18 protein-coding genes and 1 tRNA gene are annotated in these 18699 nt (G+C 60.9%); 9 read left to right on the top strand and 10 right to left on the bottom strand.

Annotation, left to right across the window (positions count from 1 at the left end; all coding sequences use genetic code 11):
- Positions 1–88 precede the first annotated feature (88 nt).
- Positions 89–178: transfer RNA gene (locus V1290_RS17105), tRNA-Ser, on the top strand.
- Between the two features lie 281 nt (positions 179–459).
- The gene (locus V1290_RS17100; protein WP_334365495.1) at positions 460–1569 is read left to right on the top strand and encodes a TRAP transporter substrate-binding protein; all 1110 of its coding nucleotides are present in this window, start codon (positions 460–462) and stop codon (positions 1567–1569) included.
- 202 nt (positions 1570–1771) lie between these two features.
- On the opposite strand, the gene V1290_RS17095 is transcribed toward V1290_RS17100, so the two are convergent.
- The 3 genes from V1290_RS17095 to V1290_RS17085 form a co-directional block, all read right to left on the bottom strand.
- Positions 1772–3307, bottom strand: a complete 1536-nt coding sequence (locus V1290_RS17095; protein WP_334365494.1) for a TRAP transporter large permease — start codon at positions 3305–3307, stop codon at positions 1772–1774.
- Between the two features lie 6 nt (positions 3308–3313).
- Positions 3314–3889, bottom strand: coding sequence for a TRAP transporter small permease subunit (locus tag V1290_RS17090; RefSeq protein WP_334365493.1), 576 nt, complete (start codon positions 3887–3889; stop codon positions 3314–3316).
- A 376-nt stretch (positions 3890–4265) separates the two neighbouring features.
- A complete protein-coding gene (locus V1290_RS17085; protein WP_334365492.1) occupies positions 4266–5261 on the bottom strand; it encodes a LysR family transcriptional regulator in 996 nt (331 codons plus the stop codon).
- A gap of 113 nt (positions 5262–5374) precedes the next feature.
- Here V1290_RS17085 and V1290_RS17080 point away from each other — a divergent pair, with 113 nt between their 5' ends.
- The gene (locus tag V1290_RS17080; protein WP_334365491.1) at positions 5375–6313 is read left to right on the top strand and encodes an MBL fold metallo-hydrolase; all 939 of its coding nucleotides are present in this window, start codon (positions 5375–5377) and stop codon (positions 6311–6313) included.
- A gap of 145 nt (positions 6314–6458) precedes the next feature.
- On the opposite strand, the gene V1290_RS17075 is transcribed toward V1290_RS17080, so the two are convergent.
- Positions 6459–7097 carry a 2-dehydro-3-deoxy-6-phosphogalactonate aldolase gene (locus tag V1290_RS17075; RefSeq protein WP_334365490.1) on the bottom strand — a complete coding sequence of 213 codons (639 nt, stop codon included), beginning with the start codon at positions 7095–7097 and terminating at the stop codon, positions 6459–6461.
- 12 nt (positions 7098–7109) lie between these two features.
- Complete coding sequence (locus tag V1290_RS17070) at positions 7110–8024, bottom strand: 2-dehydro-3-deoxygalactonokinase (protein ID WP_334365489.1); 915 nt, start codon at positions 8022–8024, stop codon at positions 7110–7112.
- A gap of 213 nt (positions 8025–8237) precedes the next feature.
- Between V1290_RS17070 and V1290_RS17065 the strand changes: the two genes are divergently transcribed.
- The gene (locus V1290_RS17065; protein ID WP_334365488.1) at positions 8238–9251 is read left to right on the top strand and encodes a Bug family tripartite tricarboxylate transporter substrate binding protein; all 1014 of its coding nucleotides are present in this window, start codon (positions 8238–8240) and stop codon (positions 9249–9251) included.
- A gap of 45 nt (positions 9252–9296) precedes the next feature.
- Here V1290_RS17065 and V1290_RS17060 read toward each other — a convergent pair whose 3' ends face one another.
- Complete coding sequence (locus V1290_RS17060; RefSeq protein ID WP_334365487.1) at positions 9297–11891, bottom strand: VCBS domain-containing protein; 2595 nt, start codon at positions 11889–11891, stop codon at positions 9297–9299.
- A 292-nt stretch (positions 11892–12183) separates the two neighbouring features.
- Here V1290_RS17060 and V1290_RS17055 point away from each other — a divergent pair, with 292 nt between their 5' ends.
- Entirely contained in the window at positions 12184–12840 is a 657-nt protein-coding gene (locus V1290_RS17055) for a FecR family protein (RefSeq protein WP_334365486.1), read from the top strand.
- A gap of 117 nt (positions 12841–12957) precedes the next feature.
- On the top strand, positions 12958–13827 hold the full coding sequence (locus V1290_RS17050; RefSeq protein WP_334365485.1) for a tetratricopeptide repeat protein: 870 nt from the start codon (positions 12958–12960) through the stop codon (positions 13825–13827).
- Between the two features lie 60 nt (positions 13828–13887).
- Here the strand turns inward: V1290_RS17050 and V1290_RS17045 are convergent, their stop codons facing one another.
- Together V1290_RS17045 and V1290_RS17040 are read right to left on the bottom strand one after the other, a co-directional pair.
- Complete coding sequence (locus V1290_RS17045) at positions 13888–14868, bottom strand: Bug family tripartite tricarboxylate transporter substrate binding protein (protein WP_334365484.1); 981 nt, start codon at positions 14866–14868, stop codon at positions 13888–13890.
- 417 nt (positions 14869–15285) lie between these two features.
- Entirely contained in the window at positions 15286–15591 is a 306-nt protein-coding gene (locus V1290_RS17040; protein ID WP_028351971.1) for a hypothetical protein, read from the bottom strand.
- 255 nt (positions 15592–15846) lie between these two features.
- Between V1290_RS17040 and V1290_RS17035 the strand changes: the two genes are divergently transcribed.
- Positions 15847–16044, top strand: coding sequence for a hypothetical protein (locus tag V1290_RS17035; RefSeq protein WP_334365483.1), 198 nt, complete (start codon positions 15847–15849; stop codon positions 16042–16044).
- Positions 16045–16061: 17 nt separating this feature from the next.
- The gene (locus tag V1290_RS17030) at positions 16062–16331 is read left to right on the top strand and encodes a hypothetical protein (RefSeq protein WP_334365482.1); all 270 of its coding nucleotides are present in this window, start codon (positions 16062–16064) and stop codon (positions 16329–16331) included.
- Between the two features lie 68 nt (positions 16332–16399).
- Here the strand turns inward: V1290_RS17030 and V1290_RS17025 are convergent, their stop codons facing one another.
- Both V1290_RS17025 and V1290_RS17020 read right to left on the bottom strand, forming a co-directional pair.
- Positions 16400–16960, bottom strand: coding sequence for a hypothetical protein (locus V1290_RS17025; protein ID WP_334365481.1), 561 nt, complete (start codon positions 16958–16960; stop codon positions 16400–16402).
- A gap of 95 nt (positions 16961–17055) precedes the next feature.
- On the bottom strand, positions 17056–17520 hold the full coding sequence (locus V1290_RS17020) for an Lrp/AsnC family transcriptional regulator (RefSeq protein WP_334365480.1): 465 nt from the start codon (positions 17518–17520) through the stop codon (positions 17056–17058).
- A gap of 160 nt (positions 17521–17680) precedes the next feature.
- Here V1290_RS17020 and V1290_RS17015 point away from each other — a divergent pair, with 160 nt between their 5' ends.
- Positions 17681–18694: a 1-aminocyclopropane-1-carboxylate deaminase gene (locus tag V1290_RS17015; RefSeq protein ID WP_334365479.1), complete on the top strand. Its 1014-nt coding sequence runs from the start codon at positions 17681–17683 to the stop codon at positions 18692–18694.
- The last annotated feature ends 5 nt before the right edge of the window (positions 18695–18699 follow it).

Here is an 18699-nt window from a genome sequence, read left to right as displayed (position 1 = left end):
AAATAAATTCAAGGAATTGGGGAAATTTTGACGGCTGTGCCCGGCGTCCCTTGCAAAATCAGTGCTGCCCCTTCAAGAGAGGGCCTCCGGAGAGATGGCCGAGTGGCTTAAGGCGCACGCTTGGAAAGCGTGTGTGCGGGAAACCGTACCGTGGGTTCGAATCCCACTCTCTCCGCCATACCTCAAAATGTCCGGCCCATCTATTCGAACAGCTTCGCCGCTGCCCAGAGGGCCCTTTTTGCCACCGCAAGCGGCTGTCTAGCCTAATCACCAACCGGGGTGGCCGGACGGCTATTTTAACGGCCCGCGGGTTCATCTTATTGGAGGCCAGCGAACTCCAGAGCGCCGCACTGGCTGACAGCACCCTACCGCTGTAGGCTATTCGTGTGCTGGCCAGCCACTGAGCTCGCCCCCACACTCTGCCAAAAGGGAGAAAAGCAAAAGGGAGGGAGACGTCCGATGAAAATGAGTTCGCTTAGTCAATTCGCTCTGATCGCAGCAACCTCCGCCACCTTGGCGTTTGCGGGCACAGCGCTCGCCCAACAGCCACGAGTCCTCAAGATACAATCGGCGGTTCCGCCATCGTCCACCACGCACGATGCTCTCAAGTTTTTTGCCGACCGCGTCGACAAGTTGACCGGCGGCAATCTCAAGATCGAGGCGCTGCCGGGCGGCGCGGTCGTTCCGCCGTTTGAGATCCTCGATGCCACGCACAAGAAGGTGATCGACGGTGCCTATGGCATCTCCTACTGGTGGTACGGCAAGAGCGTCACCGCGACGCTGTTCGCCAATACACCGGCCGGCATCTTCGGCATGGATGCCGTCGACTTCATCGGATGGGTCTACGAGGGTGGCGGCCTCGATCTGTGGAACGAGTTCTACCAGAAGGAGCTCAAGCTCAATCTAGTGGCATTTCCGAGCATTCCGCCGAGCCCGCAGGCACTCGGCTGGTTCAAGCGTCCGATAAAGGACCTGCCCGACTTCAAGGGAATGAAGTGCCGCCAGACCGGCATCGTCTCCCAGCTCTACGCCAAAATGGGTATGGCGGTTGTCAACATGCCGGGTGGTGAGATCCTGCCCGCCGCAGAGCGCGGCACGATCGATTGTGCCGAGTGGGTCGGCGGAATTGAGGATCAGCGCCTCGGTCTGCATACGGTCTGGAAATACCACTACACACCCGGCATGCATGAGAGCGCCTCCGTCGCCGAGATCGCGATCAACAAGGACGTGTGGGACAGCTTGCCGGATCAGAACAAGGAAGCCATCAAGTCGGCCACATCAGAGACGTTCCTGCGCTGGTGGGCCAGCTTCCAGAGACAAAACGCGGACGCGATCGCAGAGTTTAAGGAGAAGCACGGAGTTAAGCTCCTGACGACACCGCCCGAGGTCAATCAGGCCTTCCTCAAGGTCTGGGATGAGTTTGCCGCTGCGGAGGCCGCGAAGAACCCGTTCTTCAAGAAAGTCTACGAATCTCAGAAGGCCTATGCCGCCAAGGTCGTGCCCGCCAAGCGCTTCATGTTCCCGCCCTACGCTTTGCAGGCGGACCACTATTGGCCCGTTAAAGAATAAGACGGCCTTGAACGCGATGGCATTCTATTGAATCGCCATCGCGCTCCAGGTTGATTGAGCATGATCTCCGGGCAAACGCTTCGCGTTTGTCCCGAGGGAGAGCCGGTACCAACTATTCCGGATCATGTTCAGGCGAATGGAGGACATAGCTGGAAGGGCGGCCTCGGCCGCCCTTCGTGGTATGATAAGCAGCCGATCGCGCTTACCTGACAAGGTTCGGCAACCACAGTGCGATTTGCGGGAACAACAGCAGCAGCGCCAGAACTACGACCTGAATCACCATATAGTCGGACATGCCCCGGTAAATCGTGCTCAAGCTCCATTGCGGAACGACGTTCCGCAGGTAGTACGCCGACATTGCAACGGGCGGGCTCAAGTACGACGTCTGCATATTGACGGCGGTCAGTGCGCCAAACCAGATCAGCAGGTCGAGCTTGTTCAAGCCGAACTGAAGTTTTTCGACCACCGGCAAAACGATCGGAAGAAAGACCAGGATGATCACGGGCCATTCAAACGGCCAGCCGAGGACGAAAAAGATCACCATGATCAACGCCAGCTTCCACCAGTCACTCAACGGAAGGGCGAGCAGATAGTTGGTAATCAAGTTCGCCGTACCCAGCTTGGTGAAGACAGCGCCGAACACCGTCGAGGCCACCGCCAGAAACAGCACCATGGCCGAGGTCACCATCGTGCCGATGGCCGCATTGGTGATCGATTGCATGCTGAGCCGGCCGTAAAAGAGTGCAAGGAGGACAGCGCCGAAAGCTCCGCACGAGGCTGCCTCGGTCGGCGTGGCGATTCCACCGACGATGGTTCCCAGGGTAAATCCAATCAGCGCGCTGAGAGGTGCAACGCCGAGCATGACGGCGCGGAAGTAGGCGTTCCGGAAGTAGGGGTAAGCCGTCAGAATCGCTAACACCGAAGCGACGGCCGATAGGCCAAACGGTCCGATCGTAAACGCCAGACGCGGCACACGCGCTTGGCTCAACAACAAATCGAGCAGCAAATACGCCAATGCGACCAAGCACACGAGGCCCAATCCGACTACAGGAGAGCCTACCTTTTCAGTGGTCATCGCGTCATAGGTGGCTGTGCGCTCCTCCATGGTCATGGCTGGACCGAGCTTCGGATTGATCAAGCTGCGGACGAGGGTATAGGTGATATAACAGCCAGCGAGCAGAAAGCCCGGGCCGAACGCCGCTGAATAGAGAAGATTGACGGGCACGCCCATGACCGGGCCCATGACTACCAGCATTACGCTCGGAGGGACCAGAATGCCGAGCGTACCGCCGGCGGCGATTGCACCCGCTGACAGCCGCGCGTCATAGCCGGTTTTGATCATCATCGATCCGGCCATGATGCCGAGCACGGTCACCGCGGCGCCCACGATGCCGGTCGCCATCGCAAAAATAGTCGCCGTTAGAATTACGGCCAAATACAGCGATCCGCGCACCGGCGCGAGAACGCTGCGCAAGGCCACGAACAGCCGCTCCATGAGTCCGGCCTGTTCGGTCATGTAACCCATGAAGATGAACAGCGGCACGGCGGGAAAGATCTCGTCTTTCATCGTGCCCCAGATCTGCAGGTAGCCGAGATTGAAAGTCTGTTCCCACCCGAGGCCAATGCCACCAAAAACAAGGGCGAGAAACAGCAGCGTGAAGGAAATCGGGAAACCGATGAAAATGACGAAGACCATACCGACGAGCATGGCAAGTCCGAGAGCTTCGGCGGCGGTCATGGTTGTTCAGACCTCGATCTTCTCGTGTTTGGCCAGAAATGCGCCGGTTCGCCAAGCCCAGAGGCTCTTCATCAACTCCGAGATGCCCTGCAAGAACAGCATGAAGGCCGTCAGCGGAATAACCCCGCGCAGCGGCCACAGGACCGGCGTCCACGCGCCGGAGCTTCCGCGTTCGTTGATCGAGAGCGAGTAGAGGAAATCGTCTATCGAGAGAAAGAACAGCACGACCATTGTCGGCAGGAAGAACAGCAGGAACGCCAGGCTGTCGATCATGCCTTTCGTGCGATCCGAGAATGTTTCCCACAGTACATCGGTGCGGATGTGAGCGCCCTTCAGGAGCGCCAACGCCGAGCCCAGCATGAACAAGGTCGCGTAGGACATCGTCGTCACATCGAGGGCCCAGATCGTCGGATCCCCCAGGACGTAGCGGGCAAAAACCTCGACCACATTGGCGCAAATCAGGGGAATGATCGAGAGGACGAAGAGGTACCCGGTCAGTTCCGTGAACTTGTCGATGCTACGGATGACGGCCAAATAGCCGCGCGGTGGCATGGGCTTTGGCGAAGCAGATATGTTGGCCATTGCAGTATGCCCAGACGGCGCCCGGCCTTGGACTTCCCTATAGGAGTGCGCGCCACCGCTCCATTCAAATGATCCCAATGCTAGCTTAGCGGCCGTCCGGGTGCCAGCGGATGAATGGCCGCGGCGATCGGTTCAGGATTGCGATGCACAATTAGGCAGAAAAGCAATTCCACGGCGACAAACAGATAGGCGCCCGGGACCGAATGTCTGGTGGGCACTTCTCAGACTCACACGTTTCGCCAGCGCGGTCTCTGCCGGGGGATAAACGAGCGCCCGGGGGTGGAGAATATTGGATCGCAGGTCCTCTCCCTCGGCCAGCCTACGATTTTGGACGATTTCGCACGATTGCGCGCAACTGGTCTCGATTGGGGCGCGTTCAATCCGCTCCTGTCTCAACTTCTCGCCTCGAATGTTTGGATGAGGCTTCCTTCTTATCTCTGGCTTGCTTTGGGATTGTTGGCGTCACCGTTCGAAGTCTCTCCGCAACTTGGCTCTTCCTCAGGTCGGCAAACTCTTGCCTGAGCAGGTCCACGACGGTTCTGACCTTGGGGAGATCTGCCATGCGCTTGTGGCAAACGATCGTGAGTTCTGCGCGGAGCGAGGTTGGAAGCTCGAGCTTGAGTTCCACGAGCTCGCCCGGTCGCTTGAGCCGATGGGAAGTCTTCAGAAGGATCATCGCACCGGCACCGGCCTGGCAGGCTGCGACCTGCACGCTGTAATCGTCAGATGTGAAAGCGGGACGAAAGTCCGGGATCCGGGCCGCGAGTTCCGGATTCGGGCTCACCATCTCGCGCTCTCCCGCCCATGCGATCCAGTCGAGGTCGCGGAAATCGTATTTCGCGGGCAGTCTCCGTGCGTAGTCCCTGCTCGCGTAGGCGCCGATCGGAACGATAACTTCATCGACTGTGATCAGATCAGGATCATCGGACGGGTATTTCCTGAGCGCGATGTCCGCCTCGCCGCGCGAGAGATTGAGGCGCTCCGTGCTGGCCAGAACCTCGAGAGTGATCTGTGGATGCTTCCTCTTGAGCTTTTCCGCGATCGGCGCCAGGAAATCGAAGGCGAACGATGGTGCCGCCGTGATGCGCACGCGGCCGCTCACGGGCGAGTCCTTCGCGTCGAGTGAACGATTGGCTTCCGTCGCCCATTGCGCCATGCCTTGGGCGGCGGGGAGCAGCCTTCTTCCGGTCTTGGTCAAGGAGATGCCCTGGTTCTTGCGGACGAAGAGCGGCTGGCCCAGCCCGTACTCCATATCCGCGATCCTGCGGCTCAAGGTGGGCTGGCTCACTTTGAGGCGTCGCGCGGCGCCGCTCAGGCTGCCGGCATCCGCAACGGCGAGAAAAATCCGCAGGTCATCCCATTGGAGGTCCACGTTCACTCCTCCCAGCTAGCGGCCATTCATTTATGTATGGCTATATAGGAATTTAGACGATTGCTATTCTACCCGTCCAGGGCAAAAGCGGCAGCAGAAATGAGGAAAACATCATGCTCCGTAAGTCTGGACTGCTTTTCATTGGCGCCCTTGCCATCTCGGCGCTTTCGGCATGCACGCAGACGACCCATCCGGCGAAGCCCGCAGATATCGGCAAGCCAATCAGCTCGGCCGCCATGGAGGCTTTGATTGATCAGCCGGGACCAATTGAACTCAAGACGGTCGTCGGCGCGGATTGGGTTGCCGATCTTTCGGGACTGCTCAATCTGAAAGATCCAAAAGCCGTTGAAGCGGGGCTCAAGGATCGCGAGGAGCCGATCAAGATCTATGCGCATCTCTTGCGGCACCCGACGCAGGGATTGTTCCTGATCGACACAGGTGTTTCAAAGCGGTTGGTGGAGAATCCCGCGGGTGTCGGGGTCGGATGGGTGCTGAGAACGTTCGCTAAAATAGACAAGATGCAAGTCCGGCAAGACACTTTGTCGGTTATCAAATCGGCAGGTATGCCCCTCAAAGGTGTCTTTATGACCCATCTCCATTTCGACCATATCTCCGGGATGCCGGATATTCCCAAGGACGTTCCGATTTACACGGGACCCGGCGAACCTGAGTACTCGAACTTCGAGAACATGTTCGTCCAGGGGATGGAAGATCGCTTCCTTGAGGGAAGACCCGCACTTCAGGAATTCCAGTTCTCGAAAGACCCGGGCGGGAAGCTCGAAGGGGTGATCGACGTCTTCGGTGACGGTTCGTTCTTTGCGATCCAGAGTCCGGGACACACTCCGGGCCACATGGCGTTTGTCGCGCGCACCACGACAGGTCCGGTGCTCCTGACCGGCGACACTTGCCACACGCGCTGGGGTTGGGAGAACGGCGTTGAGCCGGGAAGCTTCATTGACGACCGGGAACGCAATCGGAAGAGTTTGCTCGCGTTGAAGGCCTTGAGCGAACGTCACCCGAAGATGATCGTGAAGTTGGGTCATCAGCCTTGAGTCTGGCCTAGTTGGATCGAGGCGATACGGGAGTCCTTTCGACGACTGACACTCTCTCCGTCAGCCCGCCGTCGCGTGCGCTTCGGCACGCGGCATGTCCGCGACGGAGGGCAAGCGACGGCGGGCGGGACCGACTCTCGCTAATCTACGCTACCCGTTGAACAGCCATGTCGTACGCCTCAATCGTCGCCTTGGCGCGTGTGGCTACCTCCGCCGCCGTCATGCCAGGCTTGTAGAGGCTGCTGCCGAGGCCGAACGCCAGAATGCCGGCCTTCGTGTAATCCGCGAAGTTCTTGTCGGAGACGCCGCCGACAGCGGCGATCATCAGGTCCGCGGGAAGAACGGCGCGGATCGCGGTGATGCCCGCCGCGCCAAGCACGCTCGCGGGAAAGAATTTGAGGCTTGAGGCGCCAGCCTTGGCGGCAAGCAGCGCCTCCGTTGGACTAAAGACGCCGGGCATCGTGACCATGCCGCGTGCCCGGGCGCCGGCTATGATTTCGGGATCGACGTTGGGAGTTACGAGAAGCCGGCCGCCAACATCGTGGAGCCGCTCGACAGCTTCCAGCGTCAAGACCGTGCCAGCCCCAACCAGGATTTCGGCGGGCGCCTTCCTGACGGCGATCTCGATGGAGCGGAACGGCTCCGGCGAGTTGAGCGGGATCTCGATCGCCGTCATGCCGCTGTCGATCAGCACGCTGACGATATCCGTCGCCTCCTCGGGCCGCACGCCGCGCAGGATCGCGACCAGTGGACGCTTCATCGGGGGAAATGGGACAACGCTCATTCGTCTGATCCTTCATACGTTCCAAATCGAGTGAGCGGCCATCGCAAGACCGCGACGGACCGCATCCTCGGCACCGATTGATCGGACGGGAACGGAAACCGTGTCAAACGCCAATTGGTAAAGCATCTGGAGCCTTCCTGACGCCACCAGCGTGATGCCCGCCTTGGGAGCTTCGCCGGCGAGCCCCGCCGCTAATTCGAGACCGATCAGCGTGCCTGATATTTTTTCGCGGGCCGAGGATGGCGTGCCGCCGTAGAGGAGCTGACCCGATCGCACCTGAAACAGCAGATTGGCAGCGTGCGCAGGCGTCTCGAACGCGGCGGTGACCGCCGACCTGAATGTCTCGACATCTTCCGCTTCATCGGCGCCGGCCACCGCGTGGGACAGGATCGTTTCGCGCGACACGACGTCGAAAAGCTCGCCCGTCATGAAGGTGGCGAAGCGCTCGACGGTGCCGCCCTTCACCCTGACCCATTTCGAATGGGTGCCGGGCATGCAGACAAGCGCCTCGTCAGCCGCGTCCACGCCCAAGGCGCCGAGCAACTGTGTCTCCTCGCCCCGCATGACGTCCGGCGCCTTGGGGTCTCGTTGCGCTATTCCCGGGAGGATGCGGATGTCACGGTCCTGTCCCGGCACCGCCACGGCCTGCTTCAGGATCGATGCAAGCCGCGCCGGCGTCTCGACATAACCGGCCTCGACCCACCCCTGCCGGGCGCCGGCCATGCCGCAGATGACAACGGGCAGGCCATCCGCGGCGCCGACGGCTTCCAGATGCGATTGCAGCACGGTTGCGAAGCCAAGCTTGCCTGCCGCCATCATGCCTTCGTGGCTGCGCCGCTCCCCCAGCACGTTGTCGGTCCGGTCGACCAGCCAAAGCCGAAAACTGCTCGTACCCCAATCGACCGCAACATATGCAGCCTCGCTCATTTCAGATCCGTCCCGATGCTATCTGCGCCTTGAGGACATCGTATCACGCCAATCCGCCGGCGAGCTACGCTCGCTTTCCATTTGATTTGCGGCAGCGCAATCAGCATGATCCGAGGTCATGCGAAGCCAGGCAGTTGCTGCGGCGTGGCTTTGCCAACGAGCACACGTCCGCGACAACGCGGCATCACAACAAAAAGAATGACTTGAAAAAGAATGACTTGGGAGGACGCCGTCGTGATCAATTTCTCCTTCAGACGTGTAATCGTGGGCCTTGGCCTGCTGATTGCGGCACTCTCGCCGCAGGCGCACGCGCAATCGTCCGCCAAGACGGTGACGCTGGTGGTGCCCTTTGCAGCCGGCGGCGGCACCGACACCGTCGCGCGTCTGATCGGCGAGCGGATGTCGCGCACGCTCGGCCAGTCCGTCATTATCGAGAACGTGGTCGGAGGCGGCAGCACGCTGGCCAATGATCGCGTGGCCCGATCGGCGCCTGACGGCACCACGATCCTCATCAATCACGTCGCGCTGCTTGCGGCTCCCAGCCTGTTCACCAACCTGCGCTATGATACCAAAACGGCATTCGAGGCAGTCGGCCTCGTCAACAACGCGCCGATGGTTCTGATTGGCCGCAAGTCGATCCCCGGCGCGGGACCGAAGGATTTTGTGGACTGGATCAAGGCACAACGCGACAAGGCGAACTTCGCGCATGGTGGGCTCGGGACCAACAGCCATTTGTGCGCCGTGATGATGGGCAATGTGCTCGGCTTCAAGCCCACAGTTGTCGCTTATCGTGGATCAGCTCCAGCGATCTCCGATCTGCTGGCGGGGCAGATCGATCTTTTGTGGGATCAGGTGACCAACGCGCTGCCGCAGATTCAGGCCGGAACGCTTCACGGCATCGCCATTACCTCGCCGGAACGGCTCGAACAATTGAAGGACGTGCCGACCACCGCCGAGCTTGGCATGCCCGAGGTCAGCTACTCGATGTGGCATGGACTCTACGTCGCGAAGGGCACGCCCAGGGAAACCATCGGCGCGCTGAATTCAGCGCTCCGCGCAGCACTGGCCGACCCGACGCTGCTGGAAAAGCTGAAACAGCTCGGTACGCTGCCGTTTCCCGAGAACGAGCTGTCGCCCGAGGCGCACGCGCGCCTGTTCGCCAGCGATCTGACGCGGGTGGCCAAGCTCGTTGAAAGCTCGGGAATCAAGGCGAGCGAAGCGAAGTAGGGCGTGCGGCGTGGAACGGCTGCGCTAGAATCCGGCGCAGCTCCGTCACACGATCAGATCGTGCGGCGCTTGGGTAGTGACAGCGATACCCGGCTGGTTCCAACTGAAACCGTCGGACCATTGTGCAGACAGTTCGATCGTTTGGGCTGTCTCTGTCGTCGCCGGCGGTACACTGGCTCCTGAAGTGTCTTCGGGGGAACTGACAGACGATGAGATGTCCCCTGAAAGGTCGATGACGTCAGAAGTTTTGACGTCGGACATCTTGTCCTTGAAGTGGAACGTGTCGTCGGCGCCGTTGATCGTGATCGTCACTTCCTGTGCGGTGCCGTCGATGGTGGTTACCGTGAAGGTGTCGGTCAACGTGTCGCAGTCGTTCAGCGCCTCCACGTCGCAATTGGCGTTGTCGAGCGTGTAGGTCCAGACGCCATCCGCCGTCATTGTGAAGGTGCCATAGCCGCCATCGCTCGCCTTCGGCCTGCACACCGCCGTGAACGTATTGGGCGTGTTGTCGACGTCGGTGTCGGTGAGCGTGCCGGTCGCGATCGGCGTACCGTATGTGCAGGCGCCAGCTTCGGTTACTGAACCGGTCGTGGCGCCGCAAATGACGGCCTCGTCGTTGGCGCCGTTGATGGTGATCGTCACCACCTGCGGGGTGCCGTCGATGGTGGTCACCGTAAAGCAGTCGGTCAGCTTGTCGCAGACATTGAGTGCCTGCACTGTAGAGCTGGTGTTATCGAGCGTATAGGTCCAGACGCCATCCGTCGTCATGGTGAAAGTGCCATAGCCGCCATCGCTCGGCTTCGGCGAATCGATCGCCGTAAATGTGTTGGGAGCGTTGTCGACATCAGTGTCGGTCAGTGTGCCGGTCGCGGTTGGTTTGCAAGATACCGAATTGGCCACGCCGCCAGCCTCGATGACCGAGCCTTGCTTGGTTCCGCAAATGATGGCGGCGTCGTTGGTACCGTTTATGGTAACCGCCACCAGTTGCTCGGTGCCATCCAGGGCGGTCACCTTGAAAGTGTCGGTCAACGTGTCTCCGACATTAAGTGCCTGCACCGCGCAATTGCTGTCGTCGAGCATGTAGGTCCACACGCCGTCCGGCGTTATCGTGAAGGTGCCATAGCCGGCGTCGCTGGCCGTCGGGCAATTGACCGCCGTAAAACCGGACGCGTTGTCGACGTCCGTAGCGGTCAGCGTGCCGGTCGCGGTCGGCAGATCGCACTTGGTGCCGCCGTCCTCGGTCACGGAGCCGGTCGTAGTGCCGGAAATGACTGCTGCGTCGTTGGTGCCGTTGATGGTGACTGTCACGACCTGGGGGGTGCCGTCGATCGTGGTCACCGTGAAGGAGTCGGTCAGTTTATCGCCGACATTGAGTGCCTGCACCGCTCCGTTGGAGTCGTTGACCGTGTAAGTCCATACGCCGGCCGCCGTCATCGTGAAGGTGCCAAAGCCCTGCGCGCTCGCGGTCGGAGTGCCAACCGTCGTAAAAGTATTGGGCGCGTCATCGACGTCGGCGCTGGTGAGCGTCCCGGTGGCGCTCAGCGTGGCGAGCGCGACGTTGGCGACGCCGCTGGCCTCGATCGCCGTGCCATCGGTTGCGCCGGAGATGATGGCCGCGTCGTTGCTGCCGTTGATGGCGATCGTAAAGAGTTGATTGGCCGAGAGCGTGCCGTCGGATACGGTGACCATGAAGTCCGTGCTGGTGGGCTCGGTCAGCGCATTGATCGCGTTATTGTCCGGAACGAACGTATAGGCGCCGGTCGTGCTGTCGACGTAAAGCGTGCCGTAGGGACCAGGTTTCGATACATCGTACGTCACCCCGTCGATGACGGTGCTGCCGGGGGTTCCCCCGCTGATGCCGAAGGTCAGCGTAGCGTCGCTGTTGGGGCTACTGGCAAGGAAAGTGCCGCTTGTCGCGGTGAAGAGGTCAAAGACCGTGGTGTCGATTTCGGTCGGCCCGATCCCCGCATTCAGCGTCGGTGGCGTCGGCTGCGGAGGCGGCAGTTGTCCGATAATCATCTCCGGGGCCGATGCGAGGATCACCGCGGGCAAAGCAGGCAGTTCCTGCTCCGGGGAAGAATCATCAATCTGAATGAAATTGATCGGTTGCACCGGTAGCTGCTCAAGGGGAGGAGGCGTGCTCGATCCCGTCGACCCCAGTCCCTTCTCGTAGATGGCGAGCGCCTCCTGCTGGGCCGCCTGCAGTTCAGCCATTCGCGCAGCGGAGTTTGTGCTCTGACTGACGCTGATCGTGGACCCTTGCGAACGCAGGATGATGGTCTGTCCGGGATCGTCAACGAGGATATGTCGAGGGATCACATCCTTGGTGACCAGCTCGAATGCGCCGTGCTCAAGGTCCTTGTATGTGATGTTGCCGTCGTCCAGGAGCGCGACGTTCGGATCGGCGGCCCGGGCCTCCTTCACAAGCGAGAAGGTCAGTGCCGTGAGCCACAGCATGCCGAACCTGCCGGCATGCGCTCGAGTTTGCGGATCGCCGGCCGCGGCTTGAGCGGCCGTGCAGGCCGCGCGCCTAACGGTGCCGAAGCCGGCCGCGGCCTGAACGTTGCCGATAATTTGGGGAAGCGGAGCTGCCGCGGCCTTACGTTCGTCCCCAGTCTCGGCGTGGGACCCGACAAGCATGGCTTCAACCCCGCCCCTCGTGCGAAATTTTCGTGGTCTGGCTTTGCCCAGCCCATGAGGTCAAAATATTCAGGTCAAAATAGCCTAGCGCGGCCAGCCGAAGGCTAGCCGCCAAGACTCCAAGCTACCCCAGTCCATGGGCGGTAGGCTTTAGGCTCAAAAGGAGTAATCCTTTTGAGCGGGTAATAGAATAATGCCTTCCCCCGACATCGGGTCTAATGTCGCCCTGGCCGACGGTTCAAAGCGACCGTGAGCGCTCTCTCGGACAAGATCTTCTCAGGAAGGGGGGATCATGTGCACGCATGCTATTGCTGCATTGGTGACAGGCTTCGTTCTGGCGACCGCCGGGCTTTTTGCTGGGCCGGCTCACGCGCAACGCGATTCCGCCAGGCCCGCCGTTCAGGATCTAGCGTCAAAACCAATTGGAAAAATTGTTGTCGCCACAGGTTCGGTCACGCTTGAACGCGCGAGTGCGATGGTCGTTCAGGCCAGCACCTCAGGTCAAGCCGGTCAGGCGAAGGTCGGTGATCTCGTCTATCAGGGCGATGCAGTTGCAACCGGCGCCGACGGCCGGGTCGGTATCAACTTCACCGATGGCACTTCCTTCAATCTGTCGAACAACGCGCGCATGGTTTTGAACGAGTTCGTGTACGATCCAAATAGTACGTCCAACGCGTCCTTGTTCAATCTGACAAAGGGCACCTTCACCTTTGTCGCAGGCAAAGTCGCGAAGACCGGCGACATGAAGGTCGACACCCCGGTCGCAACCATGGGCGTTAGAGGCACCACGCCACGTGTCGAAATTTCGGATGACGGGACAGTCAGATTTTCTACTCTCATTGAAGAGGGCAAGAGCAGAGTCGCAAGAAAGCCGACGGCACCAGCGGCGCAGCAACCCGATCAAAAGCCTTTCCCGAAGTCAAATCTGAATATCTGTCGGGGGTGCTAAGCGCCGCTCCGGTGCAAGCCGCTTCCGGTGCGAGAAATTCATCAGTTAACCAGTCCGGGCGTGCCACCATCACGTCAATGGGGCCCATTCGCTAGTTCCAACATCGGAAGGCCTGATATGGAATTTAGTGCAAGCAAGCGCATCATCCACGGCTTCGCGCCCGCTTTTGCCTTGCTGCTGCTCGGCTCACTCGCTGCGGCACAGAGTCCCAAGAAGAGCGACTATCTCGAGAACATCGCGCTGTGCAACGGCCCGGGACACACTTCGCTTGCAGCCCGGATCGGTGGTTGCACGGCGTTCATCGATTCCGGGCAAGGTACAAAGACCGCACTTGCTATTGCCTATAACAACCGAGGCAATGCCCATACGATAAACGGAGACGTCGACCGCGCCCTCCTGGATTTCGATAAATCGATCAAGCTCGATCCAACTTATGCCAAGGCATTCAATAACCGCGGCGGGGCTTACCTACGGAAGGGTGAATACGACCTCGCCCTCCAAGCTCTTGACGAGGCGATCAGGCTGAAGCCGAACTATGGCCGAGCTTTCGTCAACCGGGCCGGGGTCTTCCTGAAAAAGCATGAGTACGATCGCGCGGCGCGGGATTACGACGAGGCAATTCGTCTTGAGCCCAATCTGGAAGCCGCGTGGAGCGGGCGCTGCTGGACCCGGGCCATCATCGGCTCGTTGCAGGCGGCGCTTGAGGACTGCAACAAGGTGCTTCAGTCATGGCCGAACGACGCCGCCACATATGACTCGCGCGGACTGATTCACTTGAAGATAGGAGAAGCTGCCGCGGCAATAGATGATTTCAGTGCCGCACTGCGGGTAGATCCGAAGCTGGCGAGTGCGTTCTATGGGCGCGGGCTTGCCAAGCTCAGGAGCGGCGACAAGGCTGGCGGCGACGCCGACATTTCCGCAGCAAAGGCAATCCAGTCCGGTGTCGACGACGACTTCGTGCGCTATGGGGTGCGCGCTGATAACTGATCAGCGCGCTCGGCGCGGCGAACTCGCCATGAAAGCGGGTGCCGCGCCTGCGCTACTAGGCTAATCCAGCTTCACGTTCGCCTCGGTCACGACCTTACGCCAGCGCTCGATTTCCGATGAAACCATTTTCGCGAACGCAGGACCCGTGACATCGGGGACGTCGGAGCCGTTGCGCTCCCAGGCTTCCTTGATGGCGGCCGTCTGCATGGCCTTCTGCACTTCCTTGGCCATCTGCTGGACGATTGCCGGCGGCGTGTTCTTTGGTGCGAACAGGCCATACCAGGTCGATACTTCATAACCGGGCAGGCCTGCTTCCGCGGCGGTCGGAAGATCGGGGAATGCAGCCACGCGTTTCGGCGCGGCGACCGCAAGCGCGCGCAACTGTCCGGCCCTGACGGGCCCGGCTGACGAGCCGAGCCCGTCAAACACGACCGGCACGTGGCCGGCGATGAGGTCCTGCATCGCGGGCCCGGCCCCGCGATAGGGGACGTGCTGGATGTTGGTCTTGGTCAGGATCTTGAACAACTCACCCGCTAGGTGATGCGTGGTGCCGGCTCCGGCAGAACCGTAGTTCAATTTGCCCGGATTGGCCTTGGCGTAGGTGATGAATTCAGCCAGCGTTTTGGCAGCGACCTTCTCGGGATTGACGACGACGACCTGGGGCGGCCGCGCGACCAGGGCAACTGCAACGAAGTCCTTCTCGAAATTGTAGTCGAGATTGGGATAGAGCGACGGTGCAATGGCGTGATGCGCTGCGCCCATGAAGAAGGTGTAGCCATCCGGCGCGGCCTTCGACGCCAGCGATGCGCCAACCGTGCCGCCCGCGCCGGCGCGGTTTTCAATCAGCACGCGCTTGCCCAATTGGGCGTCGAGCTGGGCCGCGAGCGGGCGGGCAAAGGCGTCGGTACCGCCGCCGGCCGCGAACGGCACGATGAAGGTGATCGGCTTCTCCGGCCATGACTGGGCTCGGGCCTGACCGGCCACGGCGGATACCGCCGCCAGAACTGTAAACAGGGCGTACCGGACAACTCTTGACTTCACGGTATTCTCCTCCGGGTATTGCAAATTGGCGTCCGCCCTCGGCGGCGCGATTGTCTTTTACGTCCCTGATTCCGGCTTTATTCCGGAGACGGCCAGGGCAACGAGCCCGCACCGTATGCAAGATGCCAGGCGCGATCCATCAAAATGAGCGGCTGGCCGGGGGAAAATGGTCGTAGTCCCTGGGGCGTATGGTCGTTCCCGCGGGCGCCGGCACCGCTCGTTTCCCGTACGGCCGCGCCAAAGGGTACCAAAATGGCCCGGACTGCCGCTATCGCGCCAGATCTCGGACGCCAAGGCCGAGTTGAAGACGGCCGAAATCGCCCGCAATGCGCGGGGGTTTACGTTTCTGATTTCCTGCAAGGCGAAGGCAAAGGAGAAAGAGACGGCGGAGAACTAGAAACTGCGCCCCCACTTCCTTCAACGCCTACCGCGAATTGCTGCCGCAGTCTGGGCGTTCCAGGCGCTCCAGCTCACACTGGCGAGGCTTCGCTGGTCGGTCGCCAGCGGCCGCCGGGTCTGCCGCTCATAGGCGGCGATGATGTGCTGCGACTGCCGGATTTTCTGCTCGAGCTCGGCAATGGTCTTCTGGGTCTTGCCGGTCCTGCTCGACTGTGCGGACTCGCCCACCGTGAACCTGGCGGTCTCGATGCCCCTCAACGTCTCGCGAAGCTTCTTGAGCTGGGCGCGGTGCCACGCAATGGCGCTGTCACTATCTACCGGCATGCAAACCCTCCTGATTCGTGGCCGAATCTAGCACGCATGGGGCAAGTTGGGCCAAGGGGGCCCCCCGGGCGGGGCATCGGGCCCACCGATTTTGCATGGCGGGAGGCGGCCGCTTCCCGATTTCGACCCTTTTTTGCCATCGAAGCGACCGCGGGCGAGCCTTCTAACAACAAACTTGCGTGGCGATCTGTGGTCAGCGCGGTCCCTCTTATCGTCCAGGCGGCAGAATGCCGGCCCGGAGCAATGGAGCGTGCGATGAGCGAAGTTGAGTTCGATCGAATTGTCGATGCTGTGCGGAAGGAAATCGCGCTGGCGCCGGCGGCGAATTCGCTGACGGAGCTGCGGGCCTCCGAGGGAAGAGCGAAGACCATGGGCGACAAGCCAGCGTCCCGACGCCACGCTCCCTTCGTCCGGATTCGCCGCGTCGGCGAGGGGCGGAAGCGATACAGGTGACGCGTATAGGAGGCCACATGGAGCGATCGGTGTTCGAAGTCGTGAAGGCGCCGCTGGGCTGGTCGGTGTTTGCCGACAACGTCAAGATCGGCGGCGTCTACGATTCGCGGGGCGCCGCCCTCGAGGCCGCCGTGCTGGCCGCCTCCTATACCGTCAGCGACGGCGGTGGCGTTCAGATCAACGTGCCCGGCGCGGAGGAAGAAAAGCCGAGATGGGCGATCGCGTTTGATATCGCAGCCGCCATTCTGCCGACGCGGAGCGGGCGCGAGCGAAGCAGGGCACGGTAAAGCCGGCGCAGTCGCGAGCCATGTGTGGATCGACACCGGCCGCCGGCGGTCTTCCGCCGCTGGCCTTTTCATTTAACATCGTCGAACGGCGACACCGCGGGACGGCCAATGCGCGTCCGCTTGATGCGGCGCACTGCCATCGGCGCGCCGTCGGACTGATACTGCAGCTCGTATTTCTTGCCGTTCTTGTCGCTCGCGGTGCAGGAAATGCTGGAGACTTCGAGCGTCACGAAGTTTCCGACCTGCTTGCAGAGGCCGGCCGTCAATTCAACTGATGGTATCGGTAGCCCGTCGGCCTTCGGCCTGTCCTTGGATTTCAGCAGCATCCGGTCAATCGGCAATTCGTACAGGTTGGCCTCTGGCCTTCGCCCGTTGTCACCGGAGAACGTGATGGTGTGACTGCCGTCGCTGGGATCGTCGAGAGCCACGGTAAAATTGGCGCGGCCTTCCTCGGTCTGGAAGAACGCCACGGCCCGGCAGGCAAAGTCCCGTCCGGCAACCTTCAGCGTGCTGCACTTGCCGGACATCAGTGCGAAGATGATGGTATCGGGCTCGTCAGAGGCGAGCGCCGGCGTTGTCGTGAGAAGGATGGCAAGGGCGAAAGCCCGACGGCCAGGGCGCGTGGTCATGTTCGGTTGATACGACATCGAGCGCCGTGTTGGCCAGACCGGCGGAGTCCGGACATCGGAAGAGGATAGCGCCGGTTTGGTGATACCTCAGGCCATCAGAAGTCGAGCGGCGCGTTGTCGACTACCTCCTTCATGACGAAGAAGGTCCGGGTCTGGCGAACGCCCGGCAGCGCGATCAATCGTTCGCCGTGGATGCGGTTGAAATCCTCCATGTCGCCGACGCGGATCTTGAGGAAATAGTCGAAATCGCCAGCCACCAGATGGCAATCGAGCACGAATTTGAGTTGTGCGATCGCCCGCTCGAAGGCGGCAAAGCTTTCCGGCGTGGAGCGGTCGAGCACGACACCGACCATGACGAGCGCACCCTTGCCGACCTTGCGCGGCGCCACCATCGCCCTGACCCCTGCTATGAATCCCTCGTCGAACAGGCGCTGGGTGCGGCGGTGACAGGTTGCGGCGCTGACACCGGCCGTTTCGGCCAGCTCCGCATTGGTCAGCCGGCCGCTATTTTGCAGCAATCGCAATATCTTAAGATCGATGCGGTCGAGCCTGCCTGACATGGAAGAATATTCCGCGATTGCCCTGAGTGATGGCCGATAATGCATCATAATCCAAAAATGATGCAATAATAACGCTAGCAGCGTATCGATTTTGAAAGCACCTATCTGGTCCGTGGTGATAGAGCCATCCCCCGACATCAGACCATCAACGGGGATGACCATGTTGGAGAAATTCGAACGCTATCCGCTCACCTTCGGACCTACCCACATCGAAAAGCTGGAGCGGCTGTCGCAGCATCTCGGCGGCCAGGTCGAGCTCTATGCCAAGCGCGAGGATTGCAATTCGGGGCTGGCCTTCGGCGGCAACAAGCTGCGCAAGCTCGAATACATCGTGCCCGACGCGATCGCCTCCAATGCTGATACGCTGGTCTCGATCGGCGGCGTGCAGTCCAACCACACTCGCATGGTTGCGGCGGTGGCGGCCAAGATCGGCATGAAGTGCCGCCTAGTGCAGGAAAGCTGGGTGCCGCATGAGGATGCGGTTTACGACCGGGTCGGCAACATCCTGCTCAGCCGCGTGATGGGCGCGGACGTGCGGCTGGTCGACGAAGGTTTCGATATCGGCATCCGCCAGAGCTGGGAAGAGGCGATCGCGGATGTGAAGGCCAAGGGCGGCAAGCCCTATGCAATTCCCGCCGGCGCCTCCGTGCACAAATATGGCGGGCTCGGCTATGTCGGTTTTGCGGAAGAAGTCCGCGCGCAGGAGAAAGAGCTAGGCTTTGCCTTCGATTACATCGTGGTCTGCACGGTCACCGGCTCGACCCATGCCGGCATGCTGGTGGGATTTGCCAAGGACGGCCGCGCGCGCAAGGTGATCGGTATCGACGCATCCTTCACCCCGGCCCAGACCAAGGCCCAGGTGCTCGACATCGCACGCAATACCGCAAGTCTCGTCGAGCTGGGTAGGGAGCTCGTCGAGGACGACGTCGTCCTGATCGAGGACTACGCCTATCCGGCTTATGGCGTTCCGTCGGAAGAGACCAAGGAGGCCATCCGGCTCTGCGCGCGCCTCGAAGGCATGATCACTGATCCCGTCTACGAGGGAAAATCCATGCAGGGCATGATCGACCTCGTGAACAAGGGCTACTTCCCGAAGGGATCGAAAGTGCTCTACGCCCATCTTGGTGGCGCGCCCGCGATCAACGGATACGCTTACACCTTCCGCAACGGATGAGGTCG

The organism is Bradyrhizobium sp. AZCC 1578 (assembly GCF_036924675.1).
Lineage (GTDB): Bacteria > Pseudomonadota > Alphaproteobacteria > Rhizobiales > Xanthobacteraceae > Bradyrhizobium.
Note: the sequence above shows the minus strand (reverse complement) of the source record. Positions and strands in the feature narration are given on the sequence as shown.